Source organism: Terrabacter sp. 2RAF25 (assembly GCF_052115265.1).
Lineage (GTDB): Bacteria > Actinomycetota > Actinomycetes > Actinomycetales > Dermatophilaceae > Terrabacter.
In genome coordinates this window covers 540852-557451 of the sequence record NZ_JBFRGJ010000001.1, presented here as the reverse complement: position 1 = coordinate 557451, position 16600 = coordinate 540852, and the positions used below count along the sequence as shown (strand labels likewise).

Below are 16600 nucleotides of genomic sequence, written 5' to 3'. Positions count from 1 at the left end.
GGCTACGTCCACGCCCAGGTCGAGAGCAGCTCGTCGAACTCGGCGAGGGCGTGATCGGCCTCTCCCTGCGACGAGCTGAGCGTGAGCAGGTAGATCTTGCCGTCGCGCTGCACGCCGTAGGACCGGGCCAGCACCTTGATGCCGTCGCGCTGGAACGTCGTCGTGAAACCGACGGCGGGGGCCCCGGCCACCGCCCTGGTGGGCGCCGTGGTGATGGTGCGACCGGCCGCGCTCATCTGCTCGCGGCCCTTGGACATCTCCTCGTCGAGCACCGACTGGTCACCCGCCGAGGACAGCACGACGAGGTTGTTGGCGAAGGAGCCGACCTTCTTCGACGACAGGAGCACGAGGTCGATGTTGGCGACCCCGCTGGCCTTCGCGGTGGCCTCGGTCCAACCCTCGGGCGGCACGACGGTGAAGGTGCGCGACTTGCCCTTGACCTCATCGCCCGTCGCCGCCGCCGTGCCCGACGCAGAGCCCGACGCAGACCCCGTCGAGCTCGTGGCAGGCGACGGTGAGGTGGAGGTGGACGTGGACGTGGACGCCTGGCCGGCACCAGAGGGGCTCGTCTGGTCGGTGCTCGAGGTGGCCGGGCCCTTCGAGCAGCCGGTGAGCACCAGCGCGCACGTCAGCAGGCCGACCGAAAGGGTGCGGGTCGGGCGGGCAGTCATGACGAGGATCCAACCACAGGGCCTGCCCGTACGCGGGATCGAGTCTCGTGACCGAGACGGCGTCAGGCCGGTCCACGCCTCGCGCGCGTCATCGAGGAGCGGGCGGCGAGTGCGTCGTCCGCGGGGTAGACGACCTCCTCGAGGCTGAGCCCGTGGGCAGGCATGACGTGGATGCCGAGGGCCCGGTCGCGCCGCTCCTGCAGGGCCTTCGGCCAGTCGCGCTCGCGACGCCCCTCCCCCACCGGCACGACCGCGCCGACGAGCGAGCGCACCATCGAGTGGCAGAACGCGTCGGCACGCACGGTGGCGGCCAGTACCCCGTCGTCGAGACGCACCCACGAGAAGTCGAGCAGGGTGCGCACGGTCGTCGCACCCTCGCGCTGCTTGCAGAACGCCGCGAAGTCGCGCAGCCCGACGAGCGACCGGGCGGCCTCGTCCATCGCGCCCACGTCGAGCGGCTTGCGCCACCAGACCGTGTCGTGCCGCCGCAGCGGGTCGCGCACGGCGTCCGGGTCGGCGATCCGGTAGACGTAGCGCCGCTCGAGAGCCGCGAAGCGCGCGTCGAAGCCCTTGGGCGCCGGCACCGCCCGTCGCACGACGATGTCGTGGGGCAGGATGCCGCCGAGACGGCTCACGAGCGACGGGCCCGGCTCCCGGTCGGACCGGCCGGGCAGCTCCGCCCAGGCACGCGGGTCGAGGTCTGCGTGGACGACCTGTCCGCGGGCGTGCACGCCGGCGTCGGTGCGGCCGGCCACGGTCACGCGTACGGGCTCGGGGCTGCGCAACACGGTGGCGAGCGCCGCCGTCAGCTCCCCCTGGACGGTGCGCAGGCCGGGCTGGGCGGCCCAGCCGGCGAAGTGCGTGCCGTCGTAGGCCAGGTCGATGCGCACCCTCAGCAGTGCACCGACCGCCTCGCCCGACGCGTTCTCCTCGCTCATCGCGACAGAGCCTAACCGGGCGGCCCTGCGGCGTACCACGAGGCGGTCAACCGCCTCTGACCTTCACACGTCTTGTGTGTGGAGCACCGGGCAGCAGGGCCCGGGCTCGCGGAAGGGGGAACCTGAAATGAACACCATCTCTCGCCGGGTCGCGGGCGCCGCTCTCGCAGCCGCCCTGGCCGTCCCGGCGGCTGTCGCCGCCACCACGTCGGCGTCCGCCGCACCGTTCTGCGGCATCACCTGGGGCTCGGGCACCAAGGCGACGAGCCCGAGCCTGCTCTGGAGGGGCCGGGTCACCTCGGCCAGGGCGGGGCAGCACGCCTGCTTCGACCGGGTCGTCTTCGACCTGAACCCGGGCGGCGGCACGCTGGGCTACCGGGTGCGCTACGTCAGCGCGGTGACCGGCCCCGGCAGCGGGCTCCCGGTGCCCGTCAGCGGTGGCGCGAAGATCCAGATCACCGTCAACGCACCCTCGACGCTCGGCACGAGCGCGACCACGTTCTCCGGCTGGCGCACCTTCCGGCAGCTGAAGAACATCGGCAGCTTCGAGGGCTACACCGACTACGGCCTCGGCGTCCGGGCCCGGCTGCCGATGCGGGCCTTCGTCATCGTCGACGCCGACGGCGGCCGCCGCCTCGTCGTCGACGTCGCCCATGCCTGGTGACCGGACCACGCACCCACACCCGATCGAGAGAACGCTCCGTCGGGCCCCAGACCCCGTGACGGAGTGTTCCCTCGATCGAAAGCGCACGGCGTGGGGGGCGCACATCCCGTGACGGAGTGTTCTCTCGATCGAAAGCTCACGCCGTCTGCCGATCGAGAGAACACTCCGGGCACCCCTACATGGAGAAAGCAGTCCGTCCGATCGGACGAACTGCTTTCTCGATGGGTGGTACGTGGCTCAGGAGCCGGCGCCGGCCTTCACGAAGCCAGCCTTCTCGGCGTCCTCGGCCGACTTGAACCAGAACTCCGCGATCGTCTGGTCGTACCACTGGCCGTCGGGCTCGTGGTACTTGCCGGAGTCGGCGTTGCCCTTGACGGTGTAGCCCTCGGGGGCCGAGCCGTCCTCGTTCGCGGCGACGGCGCCCACGGGCAGCTCGACGCCGGCCTGGGTCGACTCGGTCGACTCGGTCGCCTCGGTCGCCTCGGCCTTCTCGGCGTCCTCGGCGGCCTTGGTGTCGGCAGCAGCCTGCTTCGACTCGCTCTGCTTGGCAGCGCGCTTCGCGGCGGCCTCGGCCTCCTTGACCGTCGCCTTCTTGGCCGACAGCGGCTCGCGGACGAGCTCGATGACGACCATGGGGGCGTTGTCACCCTTGCGGGCACCGATCTTCGTGATGCGGGTGTAGCCACCGTCGCGAGCCGCCATGTCGGGGGCGATCTCGGCGAAGAGACGGTGGACGACACCCTTGTCGCGCACGACCGTGAGGACGCGGCGGCGGGCGTGCAGGTCGCCGCGCTTGGCGAACGTGATGAGACGCTCGGCGAGCGGACGCAGGCGCTTGGCCTTGGCCTCGGTCGTCGTGATCTTGTCGTGCTCGAAGAGCGACGTCGCGAGGTTGGCCAGGATCAGCCGCTCGTGGGCGGGGCCGCCACCGACGCGGGGACCCTTGGTGGGGGTGGGCATTTCGTTTCTCCTAGAAGTCCGACCAGGCCGTTCTCGAGCAGGGCGTCGAGGGCTCGGTCAAGAAGCGGTTGGTCAGAGACGCTCGTCCTCGACGAACGACTGGTCGTCGTCGTCGCTGTAGTCATCGTCGCCGTAGCCGTCGACCAGGGCCGACGGGTCGAACCCGGGCGGGCTGTCCTTGAGGGCCAGACCCATGCCGACGAGCTTGGCCTTGACCTCGTCGATCGACTTCGCACCGAAGTTGCGGATGTCGAGCAGGTCGGCCTCGCTGCGGCCCACGAGCTCACCCACGGTGTGGATGCCCTCGCGCTTGAGGCAGTTGTAGGAACGAACGGTGAGGTCCAGGTCCTCGATCGGCAGCGCGAGGTCTGCGGCGAGCGCGGCGTCGGTCGGCGACGGGCCCATGTCGATGCCCTCGGCCTCGACGTTGAGCTCACGGGCCAGGCCGAAGAGCTCGACCAGCGTCTTGCCGGCCGAGGCCATGGCATCGCGCGGGGTCATCGAGTTCTTCGTCTCGACGTCGACGATGAGCTTGTCGAAGTCGGTGCGCTGCTCGACACGGGTCGCCTCGACCTTGTAGGTCACGGTGAGCACCGGGCTGTAGATCGAGTCGACCGGGATGCGGCCGATCTCCTGGTCACCGGACTTGTTCTGCTGCGCCGAGACGTAGCCACGGCCACGCTCCACGGTCAGCTCCATCTCGAGCTTGCCCTTGTCGTTCAGCGTCGCGATGTGCAGGTCGGGGTTGTGCACCTCGACACCCGCCGGCGGCGTGATGTCGGCGGCGGTGACCGCACCCGGGCCCTGCTTGCGCAGGTACATGACGACCGGCTCGTCGTGCTCCGAGGAGACGACGAGGCCCTTGATGTTGAGGATCATCTCGGTGACGTCCTCCTTCACCCCCGGCACGGTCGTGAACTCGTGGAGCACGCCGTCGATGCGGATGGAGGTGACCGCCGCGCCCGGGATGCTCGAGAGCAGGGTGCGACGGAGGGAGTTGCCGAGCGTGTAGCCGAAGCCGGGCTCGAGCGGCTCGATGGTGAAGCGGCTGCGGTCCTCGACCACGACCTCTTCGGAGAGCACGGGACGCTGTGCGATGAGCACTGTTCATTTCCTTCCCACGGGCGACCGCCATATGACGCCTCGTGAAACTGCCCGGTCGTGATCCGGGCGGGCCGGCTCGGCTCTGTCTGCGAGTCGGCCCCAGGCACAAGGGATCCCGTATGCCGTGAAGCGGGCTTCACGGCATACGGGGGCCTTGGTCAGTTCTTCGAGTAGAGCTCGACGATCAGCTGCTCGGTGAGCTGCGAGTCGATCTGCGCACGCACCGGGAGCTGGTGGATGAGGATCTGCAGCGAGCCGTCGACGACCTGCATCCAGGCCGGGACGGGACGCTCGCCGAACGTCTGGCGAGCCAGCTCGAACGGGAAGCTCTCGACGGACTGCTTGCGGACCGTGATGATGTCGTACTGCTCGACGCGGTAGCTCGGGACGTCGACGCGCACGCCGTTGACCTCGAAGTGACCGTGCGTGACGAGCTGACGGGCGTGGCGGCGCGTGCGGGCCAGGCCCGCGCGGTAGACCACGTTGTCGAGACGCGACTCGAGGATCTGGAGGAGGTTCTCACCGGTCTTGCCGGGGCGCTTCGCCGCTTCCTTGTAGTAGCGGACGAACTGCTTCTCCATGACGCCGTACTGGAAGCGGGCGCGCTGCTTCTCCTGCAGCTGCGTCAGGTACTCCTTCTCCTGGATCCGGCGACGGCCGTGCTGGCCGGGCGGGAACGGGCGGAGCTCGAAGTTCTTGTCGCCGCCGACAAGGTCCATCTTCAGGCGGCGGGACTTCTTGGTGATCGGGCCGGTGTAACGAGCCATGACTTATCTACTCTTCCTGGTCTCTGGCCGGATCAGACGCGACGGCGCTTGGGCGGGCGGACACCGTTGTGCGGCGTGGGCGTGACGTCGCTGATCGCGCCGACCTCGAGGCCGGTGGCGGTGAGCGAACGGATCGCCGTCTCGCGGCCCGAGCCCGGGCCCTTCACGAAGACGTCGACCTTGCGCATGCCGTGCTCCATGGCGCGGCGGGCAGCAGCCTCGGCCGCCATCTGGGCAGCGAACGGGGTGGACTTGCGCGAGCCCTTGAAGCCGACCTGACCGGCAGAGGCCCAGGCGATCACGGCGCCGGTGGGGTCGGTGATCGAGATGATCGTGTTGTTGAACGTGCTCTTGATGTGAGCGTGCCCGTGGGCGACGTTCTTCTTCTCCTTGCGACGAACCTTCGTCACGCGAGCCTTGGGAGGCATGTTTCTCCTACGTCAGAACTGAATGTCGGTGAGGACCACAGATGAGGGCGCCGAAGCGATCTCGATCAGGGTCACTTGGCCTTCTTCTTGCCGGCCACGGTGCGCTTCGGGCCCTTGCGGGTGCGAGCGTTGGTCTTGGTGCGCTGACCGCGCACAGGAAGACCACGACGGTGACGGAGACCTTCGTAGGAGCCGATCTCGACCTTGCGGCGGATGTCGGCCTGCACCTCACGGCGAAGGTCACCCTCGAGGCGGTAGTTGCCCTCGAGGAAGTCACGAAGCGCAACGAGCTCGGTCTCACCGAGGTCCTTGACGCGGGTGTTGGGGTCGACGCCGGTGGCAACCAGCGCCTCCTTGGAACGGGTGCGACCGACACCGAAGATGTAGGTCAGTGCGACCTCGACGCGCTTCTCGCGCGGAAGGTCGACTCCAACAAGACGAGCCATGTTGGGTTGTCTCCTGATTTCTGTTACGCGGAGGTCTGGAGCAAGGCACCGATCCGGGGTCTCGGCCCGCCACACAGAAGGACGGGCCACCGGTCCCCGGCCTCCGTGCCGGGGGTGACGTCCTGCGCCGACACGACGGTCGGTCATCAGGGGCCGGGTGCTGCTTTCATTCACTTGTCTTGCGTGCTGTCGAAGTTCTGTCGACGGCGAGGTGGTGCTTCTGCTCAGCCCTGGCGCTGCTTGTGGCGCAGGTTCTCGCAGATCACCATGACCCGACCGTTGCGGCGGATCACCTTGCACTTGTCGCAGATCTTCTTGACGCTCGGCTGAACCTTCATCTGCCTGCTGTCTTCAGATCGCGCGCCCGTCTCCGCGGGCCCCGGGGGGCTCGTGTCGGCGGGTGCTTGGTTGTGTAATCGGAGTTGGTGCCTCGCACTCGTACCGGCCCCGGCGTGCTCGCTCGCGCGCGCTGCTTGGGCCGACCCTGGTGCTCAGCGGTAGCGGAAGACGATCCGACCGCGGGTCAGGTCATAGGGCGAGAGCTCGACCACCACGCGGTCCTCCGGGAGGATCCTGATGTAGTGCTGTCGCATCTTGCCCGAGATGTGTGCGAGCACCTTGTGACCGTTGGAGAGCTCCACCCGGAACATCGCGTTCGGGAGAGCCTCGACGATCGTGCCCTCGATCTCGATGACACCGTCCTTCTTGGCCATATCCTCCGTCTATCTGTTGGTGGCCGACCCGGACTGGACCGGCCTTGAGACGTGCCTGTGTGCCGTGCTCCGCGTCCTTCATCGGGGCACAGGCGAGACTCAGGCGTCGAGGCACACGACACCCAACGCACAAGACTACGCCACGGCGGCGATTACCCGAAATCGAGCAGGGCTGGCCGGTGAGCGCGGCAACGCCCCGACAGACGTGCCGCGGAACGTCCTCCCGGGAGGTCTGCCGGGAAGGTCCTCCCACGGGAGGATCTCGTATGCCGCCCGGCTTGGGTAGCGTGCTCGCGTGACCGCCCGGCCTGACGTCCCCACCGCGGCCGGGCCCGGCGCCAGACCCTGGGGCGATCGGCCCCTCGTCGACCGGGTAGGAGCGATCATCGCGCTGGCCCACTTCGTCGCGTCGATCACCGTCGTCGCCGTCGTCGGCCGGCAGGCGTGGTGGGTCAACCTCGGGGCGGCGCCCACGGTTCTGGGCTACGTCGGGATCGGGCTGGGATCGGCCGCGCTGCTGCTCCTTCCGCGGTTCCCCCGCGCCACGTTCGTCGCCTGCGGGCTCCTCGCCTTCCTGCTCTACGCGGTCGGCGTGGTGCTGGGCCTGCCCACCGTGCTCATGGCACTCGTCGCACTCTTCGGCGTCACCCTGTGGACCGACAAGGGCAGCGGGCTCTGGGCTCTCGCCGCGGCACTCGGGTCCCTCGGCCTCGCCACCGCTCTGCTCTTCGTCCGCTACGGCTACTTCCTGCCGCCGCTCGAGACGTTCTTCGGCGACCGCGCGGCCGTCTTCCTCTTCAACAGCAGCGCCGTGGTCCTGCTGACCTGGGCCGTCGCCGACCAGGTGCGCACCGCCCGCGAGCGACGGTCCCTCCAGCACGAGGCGCAGGCCCACGCGGCCGAGTCCGCCGCGCACCAGCTCGCCGAACGCGCCGCCGTGAGCAGGGCCGACGCGCTCGCCGACCGGCAGCGGATCGCCCGAGAGATGCACGACGTCGTCGCCCACGGGCTGTCCGTGATGATCGTCCAGGCCGACGGCGCCCGGTTCGCCGCGGCGGCCGACCCGGAGGTCGCGACCAACGCCCTGGCGACGATCGCGGCCACCGGGCGCTCGTCCCTGGCTGAGATGCGCCGGCTGCTGGGCGTGCTGCGGGACGAGGAGTCAACGGCGCCGGGGGCCCCGCAGCCGGGCCTCGCGGACGTCGAGGGCCTCGTCGCACGACTCGTCGACGGCGGGCGGCGGGTCCACCTGCGCTTCGCCGGCGACCCGCCGCCCGCCCAGGAGGACGAGCCGGGCTCCGCCACCGGCCTTACGGCATACCGGATCGTGCAGGAGGCGCTGACCAACGTCATGAAGCACGCGGGAGACGATGCCACGGCGTGGGTCACGCTCACGGTCCACACGGCCGGCGTCGTCGTCGAGGTGGTCGACGACGGCTCCGGCGGCAACGGCGACTCGCCGACGACCCGGGTCGAGCCGGGGCACGGCCTGAGGGGCATGGCCGAGCGCGTCGAGATGCTCGGAGGGTCGCTCGTCACCGGGCCCGACCCACGGGGCGGGTTCCGCGTGGTCGCCACGTTGCCCCGGACCACGCCCGAGGTGACCCGACCGATCGAGGTGACCCCGTGATCCGCGTGATGATCGTCGACGACCAGGCGCTCGTGCGGGCCGGCTTCGCCATGCTTGTGCGCTCGCAGCCCGACCTCACCGTCGTGGCCGAGTGCTCCGACGGGCAGCACTGCGTCGACACCCTGGCCACGGTCCCGTCGGACGTCGTGCTCATGGACGTGCGCATGCCCCGGATGGACGGCATCGAGGCCACCAAGATCATCGCCGGACGCGACTGCGCGACAAAGGTGCTCGTCCTCACGACGTTCGACCTGGACGAGTACGCGTTCACCGCGCTCCGGGCCGGCGCGTCGGGGTTCCTGCTCAAGGACGCCCCGCCCGAGGACCTCCTCGCGGCGATCCGCACGGTCCACGCCGGCGACGCGGTCATCGCCCCGTCGACGACCCGCCGTCTCGTCGAGACCTACGTACGGGGTGCCCCGGTCGCCGGTGCCCTGCTCGACCGCACGTCCACGCTGACCGACCGGGAGCGCGAGGTCTGGGTCGCGATCGCGGGCGGACTGACCAACTCCGAGATCGCCGAAGCCCTCTTCGTCTCCGAGACGACGGTCAAGACGCACGTCGGGCACATCCTCGCCAAGACCGGGGTCCGCGACCGGGTCGCCCTCGTCGTGCTCGCCTACCAGACGGGCGCCGTCGCCCTGCCCTGACCGCGCGTCTCCACCCGGCCCGCCGTCTCCTCCTCCCACGGGACGACGCCCATCTCGGACCGTGGCTCGATGCGCCTCCAAGGGCCGCGCTCCTAGCGTCGAGGCATGTTCGAGACGCGCGAGCTCGCCACCGTCCCAAGGGACTTCGCCAGCACATCAGCAGCCCTGCCCGCCGGCAGTCCCGCCGGCAGTCCCGCCGGCGGGCCCGTCGGTGGGCCCGTCGACGTGTCGGAGGGGCTCGCCGAGGCCGTCGTCGACCACCGCGCCCTGGCCGCGAACGTGCGCACCCTGCACGCTGCTGCGGGCGCCGCCCTGATGGCCGTCGTCAAGGCGGACGCGTTCGGACACGGAGCCGTGCCGGTGGCACGCACGTGCCTGGCGGCCGGTGCCACCTGGCTCGGGGTGTCGCGGGTGTCGGAGGCCCTCGAGCTTCGGCGGGCCGGCCTCGACGCCCCGATCCTCGCGTGGCTCTTCGACCCGGCTCGTGCCGCAGCTGCGGCGGCCGCCCACGTCGACCTGTCGGTGAGCAGCCCCGGCGACCTCGCCGCCCTCGCCCGCGCCGGCCGCGCGCCCCGCATCCACCTCAAGCTCGACACGGGCCTGCATCGCAGCGGCTGCCCCGGCGAGGACTGGGCGCGCCTCGCGGCCGCAGCCGCCTCCCTCGAGTCGGCCGGCCGGCTTCGTGTCGTCGGCGTGTGGTCACACCTGTCACACGGGGGCGAGCCGGACGCCGTGGCCACCCGCCGCCAGCTGCTCATGTTCAGAGTCGGCCTCGACCTCGCGCGGGTGGCAGGCCTGCGGCCCGAGGTCGTCCATCTCGCGAACACCGCTGCAGTGCAGGCCAACCCACGACGCACGGCATACGACCTGGTCCGCGTCGGAGCCGGCCTCTACGGCATCGGCGAGGGGCTCCGACCCGCCCTCACCCTCCGCACGCGCGTGCTCCAGGTGCGACACGTAGCAGCCGACCGCGGCGTCGGCTACGACCACGTCGGCCGAACCTCGCGTGACACCCACCTCGCCCTGGTCCCCCTCGGTTATGCCGACGGGCTCCCCCGCGCCGCGACCGGGCACGCGAGCGTCTGGGTCGCCGGCCGGCGCGCGCCCCTCATCGGGCGAATCTCCATGGACCAGGTCGTCGTCGACCTCGGGCCCGAGCCGGTCGCCGTCGGCACGGAGGTCGTCGTGCTCGGGCCCGGAGACCGCGGCGAGCCCACGGCGCGCGAGTGGGCCGCCTGGTCCGGCACGAACGAGCACGAGATCTACACCGGGATCGGCGCGCGAGTGGCACGCCGGCACGTCGACGCCCCCGCGGCGAGCGACCAGCCCGGCCCACGAAGGGAGCAGGCATGAGAGTGGCCGTCATCCACGGAGGAACGAGCAGCGAGCACGACGTCTCCGTCGCCAGCGGCGAAGGAGTCATGGACGGGCTGAGCCGCGCGGGTCACGAGGTCGTCCCCGTGCTCGTCGACCGCGCCGGCGAGTGGCGCACGCCGGCAGGCGCAGGCCGGCTCGTCGCCGTCGACACGCTGCTCGGCTGCGACGTCGCGGTCCCCGCGCTGCACGGGGTGTTCGGTGAGGACGGGACGGTGCAGGGCTTCCTCGAGGTGCTCGGCGTGCCCCACGTCGGATCGCCCGTCGCGGCGAGCGCCGCGTGTCTCGACAAGCAGCTGACGAAGCTCGTGGCAGGAAGCGCCGGCATACCGGTCGCACCGGGGCAGCTCGTTGTGGCCCACCGCGCACTCGCGGCGACCCGCTCGGCGGTGGAGCTCGACCAGCTTGCCGCTGACCTCGTCGCCTCGGGCCTGGCAGGGCCCGTCTTCGTCAAACCGGTGCACGGCGGATCCAGCATCGGCGTCACCCGACTCCCTGTTCTCGCACCGAGAGAGCTCGGCGCCGCCCTGGTGACCGCACTCGCCGCCGGCGGGGACTCCGTGCTGGTGGAGGCCGAGGTCAGCGGCCCCGAGGTCGACGTGCCCGTGCTCGAGCTGCCGGACGGGGAGGTGCGCTGCGGCCCCTCGCTGCTCATCCGCAGCGACCCCGACGAGCCGTTCTTCACAGAGACCGCCAAGTACGAGAGCGCGGCGACCCGGTTCGCCGTCCCCGCCCCACTCGCTCCGGAGCTCACCGCACATCTGGAGCGGCTGGCCGTCGCGGCGTACGGCGCCCTCGGCTGTCGGGGCCTCGCCCGCGTCGACTTCCTCGTCGGCGTCGACGGACCGGTCCTCAACGAGGTCAACACCTTTCCCGGGTTCACGCCGGCGTCCCAGTTCCCACGGATGTGGGCCGCCGCCGGGGTGGCCTACCCGGATCTCGTCGACCTCCTGGTGCGGACCGCGGCCGAGTCCTCGGTGGCGACGCCGGCAGGGGTGCACCGGTGAGCGCGCCGACGACGACCGGGCCGACCCTGCTTTCCGACCCACGTGTCCGGGGCATCCCTGTGGTCGACGACGGGTCGCGGCTCGTGGACGTCGCGGACGCCGGAGTGCGCGTCGCCACGGCACCGCCGGAGCCTCCGCCGAACCTCGGCCTCGTCTGGGCCACACCGACGCCCACACCCACATCCACGCCCGCGCCAGCCCACCGGCTCGTGCGGCGCACCCTCGTCGAGCGGCTCGGCGAGGCGCAGTCGACCCTTCCCGACGGACTGCACCTGCACGTCGTGGAAGGGCTGCGACCGTTGCCCGCACAGCAGGCCATCCACACGGCATATCGCCGTCGGCTGGCGGACAGCCAGCCCTGGCTCGGCCCCGACGAGCTCGACCGCCTGACGAGCCGTTTCGTGGCGCCACCGGCGAACGCGCCCCACGTCAGCGGCGCCGCCGCCGACCTCACCCTCGTCGACGACGACGGTCGCAGCCTCGACCTCGGAACGCCCATCGACGCCACCCCCGAGGAGAGCCGCGGAGCCTGCTACTTCGACGCGCCGGACATCGGACGGCAAGCCCGGGAGCTGCGCTCGGTCCTCGCGTGGGCGCTCGGCCGCGCCGGCCTCGTCAACTACCCGACCGAGTGGTGGCACTGGTCCTTCGGTGACCGCTACCGGGCCCACCTGACCGGAGCGCCGTTCGCGATCCACGGGCCGGTGGACCCGTCGCCGGCTTTCGGCGCGTGAGGGCCTGCCTCAACGCCTGAGCTCGGCCAGGCGGAGCGCGACCATGCGCTCGAGCACCGCCTCCGGCACGGGACGATCGACCGTGAAGCGGATGGTGCCCTTGCTGAGGGAGAAGCCGTCGAGGTCGGGCGCCACCGCCTCGACGACTGCGGGGCTGAACGGGAAGACCGACAGGTGCTTCGCGGCTGCCGTGATCCCCACGAGCGGCCGCCCGTCGAGCCGCAGGGCCGGCATGCCGTAGCTCGTGCCCTCCTCCGCCTCCGGCGCGAGACGCGAGGCGACGTCGACGACGCGCTGCAGCGCTGCGCGCTGTTCGGGCTCGAGACCCGCCAGGTAGTCACCGATCGTCCCCACCCTGCCGATCGTGCCATCGGACCGGTGGTTGCGGGGGCGTATGGGTCGGGTAGGTAGGGCGAGCAGACCCGACGGGCTCGTCAGGCCCCGCTGCGTCCCTCGAACTGCGGGGCGCCCACCACCGGATGCCTCCTGTCGACGACCGCGGTCACGATCGTCGCCGGCCCGCTCAACTACGTCGGGCTCAACCCGAAGATCGGCTGCTCCACGCCCCAGCCGTCGAAGTAGTCGCCGCTCCCGGCATCGTGTGCGGTGGGCCGGGCGCAGTCTGCACCCGCGGACGCGCGACCCGGCCACCCGGCATACTGGCGGGGTGACCGAGCCCGGCGCCGACGCCGTCCACCCGCCCGCACCCGCCGACCACACCGACGCGGTCAGCGCTCCCCCGACCGAGGCGGAGTCGGTCGACGACTACTACGCCCGCATCGCCGCTGCGGCGGGCGAGGACGGGCGACTGCCGGTGGCGGTCGAGGAGATGCCGGGCTGGGACATCTACCCGTACGAGCTGGAGGGCCTGCGGCTCAAGCCGGTGCGGCCCCCGGCTGACGAGGAGCCCCCGCGCCGCGGCGAGCAGGCCGCCGACTGTCACTGCGCCCAGGGTTTCGACGACGCCGACGAGCGGGTCGTCTGGACGAACGCCCGCTGGCGGCTGACGTTGTCACGCGACACCGGCCTACCGGTGATGCTCATGCTGATGCCCGTCGAGCACCACGACCTGCCTTCGCTCCCGGGCGACCTGGCGGCGGAGATGGGCCAGCTCGTCGTCGCGATCTCCGACGCGGTCGAGCACGTGCCGTCCGTCGGCCGGGTGCAGCTCGCCAAGTACGGCGACGGCGGCGCCCACCTGCACCTCTTCTTCATGGGCCGGCCCGCGAGGATGCTGCAGTTCCGCGGATCGCCCCTCGTCGACTGGGAGGAGAACCTCCCACGGGTGCCGTTCGAAGTTCTGCAGGCCAACGCGCGAGTCGTCGCCGAGCGGATGGTCGTGCACGTCGGCGGCCGCGCGGGCGCCCTCGGACGCAACGACTGAGTGCTGACCGGACACCGGTCCTGTCGGCCCGTGCGGGATCGGCGGGTGGCGAGGCTCAGCCGTGGTGCGCGGGTCTCTCGAAGAAGAGCACCGCGACCACACCGATGAGCAGCACGGCCGCGGGCAGCAGCATCGCCTGGGACATGGCCGAGGAGAAGCCGTCGGCCACCTGCGGTGGCATCGCTCGGCCGCCGCCCTGCTGGATCGACCCTGCCGACAGCTCGAGCCCTGGCAGGTTGGCGGCCATCCGCGCCTCGATGACCGCGGCGATGGCGGCACTGCCGAGAACGGCACCGACCTGTCGCGTCGTGTTGTAGACCCCCGCCCCCGCGCCGGCCGACGACAGCGGCAGGTTGCGGGTGGCGGTTGCCGCGAGCGGGCCCCACATGAAGGCGCTGCCGACGCCCATCAGCGCCATCGGCAGGAGCAGCTGCCAGATCGGCGTGGCGGGTCGCATGACCGCGGCCACCCAGAAGAGCGAGGCCGAGGTGAGCCCGAGGCCGACGGGGGCCAGCATCTTCGGGTGCACCTTGTCGGTGAGGCGACCGCCGACCGGGGCGAGCGCCCCCGAGATGACCGCCATCGGTGCGAGCAGCAGCGCCGACGACGTCGGGCTGAGGCCTCGAACCGCCTGCGCGTAGAGCATGAACGGGAAGGCCATCGCGGTGATCGCGAAGCCGACCGTCGTGATGCCGATGTTGGACACGGAGAAGTTGCGGTCGCGGAAGAGCCCGAGCGGCACGAGAGGCTCGTTCGTGTTGCGGGACTGCCACACGAGGAACAGGGCGAAGACGACGAGTCCGACCCCGATCAGGAGCGGCACCGACACGAGTCCCGTGATCGTGCCCCAGTCGTAGGTCTCACCCTCCTGGACCCCGAAGACGATGAGGAACATGCCGACGGCCGACAGGGCGACGCCGAGCCAGTCGAAGGCGTGGCTGCGGGTGCCGAGACGCGGCACGAGACGGGCCGCGAGGACGAAGGCGATGATGCCGACCGGCACGTTGATGAAGAAGATCCACTCCCAGCCGGGGCCGTCGACGAGCAGGCCGCCGACGACGGGTCCGACGAGGATCGCGACACCGGCCGTCGCGCCCCACAGGGCCATGGCCTGCCCGCGTGAGGCGGCCGGGAAGGTGCGCGTGATCACGGCCATGGTCTGCGGCGTGAGCATGGAGGCACCGATGCCCTGCACGACCCGGGCGACGATGAGGCCGGCGATGGTGCCGGTGAGGCCGCACCAGAGCGAGGCCAGGGTGAAGATGGCGAGTCCGGCCAGGTAGATGTTCTTCGGGCCGTAGCGGTCGCCGAGCCGCCCGGTGATGAGCAGCGGCGTCGCGTAGGCGAGCAGGTAGGCGCTCGTGACCCAGATGACGCTGTTGACGTCGGTGTCGAGGCCTCGCAGGATCGCGGGGGTCGCCACCGACACGATCGTCGAGTCGACGAGGATCATGAAGAAGCCGATGACCATGGCCCACAGGGCCGGCCACGGGTTGTGGTCGGCCGGAACGCCGCCCGGCGGCGCCTGCGCCGGCGCGCCCGGCCTGCTCGTCGTCGTGTCTGTCCTGCTCTCGTCACCGGCCACGGTGACCCCCTTCCGCTGCCTCGCGCAGCACTCCCCGATTCTGCACCCGGACACCGACAGGCGTCATCGGCTCAGGTATCGGCCCAGCGGGTCGAGAGCCACATCGGGTCGTAGCCGGTCAGCGGGACCATGCGCCACGTCAGGTCGGCGTCGGCGCTGCGCAGCCGGGCCTCGACACGGAAGCGGTGGGGTGTCTCGATCGCGATGACCTCGGCACGGAAGGTGTCCTCGTCGACCCAGCCACCGCTCGCGACCACGGGCAGCGTGCCTCCCGCCGCGACCAGGTCGCTCTCGCGCCAGGCCCCGACGCCCACCGGCACCCGCAGCCACTGCCCGCGTCGTGCCAGGCCCAGCACCAGGTCGGCGCCCTCGCGGGTGACCGAGACCGCCGTGTAGTCCGCCGCCAGGTCGGAGGAGCTCGATCGGTTGAACTCGGCGTACTCCGGGCCCAGGGCCCCCCCCGACATGGCGGGGATCTCGAGGCCCGCCAGACGCCCGGCCAGGGCGGCGTCGGCGGCATCGGAGCCTGCCCCACCGAGGGCGGGCACGAGGTGGCGCCACAGGGCGTCGAGGGTCGACTGCATGCGCTGCTGCTCAGCCGTGACGGCCACGACCGTGTCGTGCTCGGGCAGCACGATCAGGAACTGCCCGTAGGCGCCGTCTCCGCGGAAGCCGAAGCGCTGCATCCAGAAGGAGTAGCCGTAGCCGCGGCGCCAGTCCTCGTCGGCGCCGGGGTCCTCGTTGAGGGGACCGAAGGCACGCGTGGCCTCGTCGACCCAGGCCTCGGACAGCAGCTGCCGGCCCTGCCAGCGTCCCCGGTCGAGGTAGAGCTGGGCGACCGACGCGATCGTCTCGGTCGTCAGGTGTGACCCCGTGAAGCCGAGCTCGCGACCGACCGGGTCTCGGTGCCACGGGATGGCCTGCTGCACGCCGAGCGGCACGAGCAGCCGCGGATGCAGCACGTCGGCGACGCCGCCCCCCGTGAGCTGCCGCACGATCACGGCGAGAAGGTAGGTCGCGACCTGGTTGTAGGCGAAGACCGTGCCGGGCTCTCGGGTCGGCATCGTCGCGAAGACGCGTGGCACCCAGTCCCCGGTGTCGGCGACGTCGCTGCCGCCCATCCGGTCGAAGACGTGCGCCCACGCGTCCTCCTCGTGCCCGACGGTCATCGACAGGCAGTGCCGCACGCGCACGTCCTGCCAGCCGGGTGCGACGTGGTCGCGGTCGACGTCGGGAAAGTGGTCGAGCACCCGGTCGTCGAGCGACAGGCGGCCCTCCTGCGCGAGGAACCCGACGGCCGTGGCCGTCAGCGTCTTCGAGAGGGAGTACGCGAGGTGGACGCGGTCGGCGGCATACGGCCTCCACCAGCCCTCGGCGACGACGTGGCCGTGGCGCACGACCATGATGCTGTGGAGGCCGAGGTGCTCACGCTCGACGGCGTCGACCAGGTCGAGGACGCCTGCGGCGTCGACACCCTGGGCCGACGGGCTGCTGCGGGGAAGGGTCACAGCGTGAGGCTACGCGTCGGTGTCGCCGCACGGGGGC

At 71.4% G+C, this 16600-nt stretch carries 19 protein-coding genes; 7 read left to right on the top strand and 12 right to left on the bottom strand.

Annotated elements, in window-relative coordinates; translation table 11 throughout:
- Nucleotides 1-2 precede the first annotated feature (2 nt).
- Together AB4091_RS02690 and truA are read right to left on the bottom strand one after the other, a co-directional pair.
- Nucleotides 3-671 (bottom strand): hypothetical protein, encoded by a 669-nt coding sequence (locus tag AB4091_RS02690; protein ID WP_442290168.1) that lies wholly within the window; start codon nt 669-671, stop codon nt 3-5.
- A 62-nt stretch (nt 672-733) separates the two neighbouring features.
- Nucleotides 734-1609, bottom strand: coding sequence for a tRNA pseudouridine(38-40) synthase TruA (gene truA, locus AB4091_RS02685; protein ID WP_442290167.1), 876 nt, complete (start codon nt 1607-1609; stop codon nt 734-736).
- Between the two features lie 127 nt (nt 1610-1736).
- Here truA and AB4091_RS02680 point away from each other — a divergent pair, with 127 nt between their 5' ends.
- A complete protein-coding gene (locus AB4091_RS02680) occupies nt 1737-2273 on the top strand; it encodes an AMIN-like domain-containing (lipo)protein (protein WP_442290166.1) in 537 nt (178 codons plus the stop codon).
- 237 nt (nt 2274-2510) lie between these two features.
- Here AB4091_RS02680 and rplQ read toward each other — a convergent pair whose 3' ends face one another.
- The 7 genes from rplQ to infA form a co-directional block, all read right to left on the bottom strand.
- On the bottom strand, nt 2511-3233 hold the full coding sequence (rplQ, locus tag AB4091_RS02675; protein ID WP_442290165.1) for a 50S ribosomal protein L17, sunset domain variant: 723 nt from the start codon (nt 3231-3233) through the stop codon (nt 2511-2513).
- A 72-nt stretch (nt 3234-3305) separates the two neighbouring features.
- Entirely contained in the window at nt 3306-4337 is a 1032-nt protein-coding gene (locus AB4091_RS02670) for a DNA-directed RNA polymerase subunit alpha (RefSeq protein ID WP_442290164.1), read from the bottom strand.
- A gap of 158 nt (nt 4338-4495) precedes the next feature.
- Complete coding sequence (gene rpsD, locus AB4091_RS02665; protein WP_045191881.1) at nt 4496-5104, bottom strand: 30S ribosomal protein S4; 609 nt, start codon at nt 5102-5104, stop codon at nt 4496-4498.
- A gap of 32 nt (nt 5105-5136) precedes the next feature.
- Entirely contained in the window at nt 5137-5532 is a 396-nt protein-coding gene (gene rpsK, locus AB4091_RS02660) for a 30S ribosomal protein S11 (RefSeq protein ID WP_020143208.1), read from the bottom strand.
- 71 nt (nt 5533-5603) lie between these two features.
- Nucleotides 5604-5978 (bottom strand): 30S ribosomal protein S13, encoded by a 375-nt coding sequence (rpsM, locus tag AB4091_RS02655; protein ID WP_020143209.1) that lies wholly within the window; start codon nt 5976-5978, stop codon nt 5604-5606.
- A gap of 224 nt (nt 5979-6202) precedes the next feature.
- On the bottom strand, nt 6203-6316 hold the full coding sequence (rpmJ, locus tag AB4091_RS02650; RefSeq protein ID WP_006592630.1) for a 50S ribosomal protein L36: 114 nt from the start codon (nt 6314-6316) through the stop codon (nt 6203-6205).
- Between the two features lie 153 nt (nt 6317-6469).
- Complete coding sequence (infA, locus tag AB4091_RS02645) at nt 6470-6691, bottom strand: translation initiation factor IF-1 (protein ID WP_013493543.1); 222 nt, start codon at nt 6689-6691, stop codon at nt 6470-6472.
- A gap of 295 nt (nt 6692-6986) precedes the next feature.
- On the opposite strand from infA, the gene AB4091_RS02640 reads away from it, so the two are divergent.
- From AB4091_RS02640 to AB4091_RS02620, 5 genes are all read left to right on the top strand, one after another.
- Nucleotides 6987-8321, top strand: coding sequence for a histidine kinase (locus AB4091_RS02640; RefSeq protein WP_442290163.1), 1335 nt, complete (start codon nt 6987-6989; stop codon nt 8319-8321).
- Entirely contained in the window at nt 8318-8971 is a 654-nt protein-coding gene (locus AB4091_RS02635) for a response regulator (RefSeq protein ID WP_442290162.1), read from the top strand. Before AB4091_RS02640 ends, AB4091_RS02635 begins: the two co-directional genes overlap by 4 nt.
- A 105-nt stretch (nt 8972-9076) precedes the next feature.
- The gene (gene alr / locus AB4091_RS02630) at nt 9077-10324 is read left to right on the top strand and encodes an alanine racemase (RefSeq protein WP_442290161.1); all 1248 of its coding nucleotides are present in this window, start codon (nt 9077-9079) and stop codon (nt 10322-10324) included.
- Complete coding sequence (locus AB4091_RS02625) at nt 10321-11352, top strand: D-alanine--D-alanine ligase family protein (RefSeq protein ID WP_442290160.1); 1032 nt, start codon at nt 10321-10323, stop codon at nt 11350-11352. The genes alr and AB4091_RS02625 overlap by 4 nt, the downstream gene beginning before the upstream one ends.
- Complete coding sequence (locus AB4091_RS02620) at nt 11349-12086, top strand: M15 family metallopeptidase (RefSeq protein WP_442290159.1); 738 nt, start codon at nt 11349-11351, stop codon at nt 12084-12086. The genes AB4091_RS02625 and AB4091_RS02620 overlap by 4 nt, the downstream gene beginning before the upstream one ends.
- Before the next feature lie 9 nt (nt 12087-12095).
- Here the strand turns inward: AB4091_RS02620 and AB4091_RS02615 are convergent, their stop codons facing one another.
- Nucleotides 12096-12440, bottom strand: coding sequence for an iron chaperone (locus AB4091_RS02615; RefSeq protein ID WP_442290158.1), 345 nt, complete (start codon nt 12438-12440; stop codon nt 12096-12098).
- A 313-nt stretch (nt 12441-12753) separates the two neighbouring features.
- Here AB4091_RS02615 and AB4091_RS02610 point away from each other — a divergent pair, with 313 nt between their 5' ends.
- The gene (locus AB4091_RS02610) at nt 12754-13470 is read left to right on the top strand and encodes a hypothetical protein (RefSeq protein WP_442290157.1); all 717 of its coding nucleotides are present in this window, start codon (nt 12754-12756) and stop codon (nt 13468-13470) included.
- Nucleotides 13471-13525: 55 nt separating this feature from the next.
- Here the strand turns inward: AB4091_RS02610 and AB4091_RS02605 are convergent, their stop codons facing one another.
- Both AB4091_RS02605 and AB4091_RS02600 read right to left on the bottom strand, forming a co-directional pair.
- Entirely contained in the window at nt 13526-15055 is a 1530-nt protein-coding gene (locus AB4091_RS02605) for a DHA2 family efflux MFS transporter permease subunit (RefSeq protein WP_442290156.1), read from the bottom strand.
- 71 nt (nt 15056-15126) lie between these two features.
- Nucleotides 15127-16563 (bottom strand): serine hydrolase domain-containing protein, encoded by a 1437-nt coding sequence (locus AB4091_RS02600; RefSeq protein WP_442290155.1) that lies wholly within the window; start codon nt 16561-16563, stop codon nt 15127-15129.
- Between the last annotated feature and the right edge of the window lie 37 nt (nt 16564-16600).

Excerpts from the sequence above, each read along its gene's own strand:
- infA (WP_013493543.1), bottom strand. The coding sequence starts at position 6,691 with ATGGCCAAGAAGGACGGTGTCATCGAGATCGAGGGCACGATCGTCGAG.
- AB4091_RS02690 (WP_442290168.1), bottom strand. The coding sequence starts at position 671 with ATGACTGCCCGCCCGACCCGCACCCTTTCGGTCGGCCTGCTGACGTGC.
- rpsK (WP_020143208.1), bottom strand. The coding sequence starts at position 5,532 with ATGCCTCCCAAGGCTCGCGTGACGAAGGTTCGTCGCAAGGAGAAGAAG.
- alr (WP_442290161.1), top strand. The coding sequence starts at position 9,077 with ATGTTCGAGACGCGCGAGCTCGCCACCGTCCCAAGGGACTTCGCCAGC.
- rpsM (WP_020143209.1), bottom strand. The coding sequence starts at position 5,978 with ATGGCTCGTCTTGTTGGAGTCGACCTTCCGCGCGAGAAGCGCGTCGAG.
- truA (WP_442290167.1), bottom strand. The coding sequence starts at position 1,609 with ATGAGCGAGGAGAACGCGTCGGGCGAGGCGGTCGGTGCACTGCTGAGG.
- rplQ (WP_442290165.1), bottom strand. The coding sequence starts at position 3,233 with ATGCCCACCCCCACCAAGGGTCCCCGCGTCGGTGGCGGCCCCGCCCAC.
- AB4091_RS02625 (WP_442290160.1), top strand. The coding sequence starts at position 10,321 with ATGAGAGTGGCCGTCATCCACGGAGGAACGAGCAGCGAGCACGACGTC.
- rpmJ (WP_006592630.1), bottom strand. The coding sequence starts at position 6,316 with ATGAAGGTTCAGCCGAGCGTCAAGAAGATCTGCGACAAGTGCAAGGTG.
- rpsD (WP_045191881.1), bottom strand. The coding sequence starts at position 5,104 with ATGGCTCGTTACACCGGCCCGATCACCAAGAAGTCCCGCCGCCTGAAG.
- AB4091_RS02680 (WP_442290166.1), top strand. The coding sequence starts at position 1,737 with ATGAACACCATCTCTCGCCGGGTCGCGGGCGCCGCTCTCGCAGCCGCC.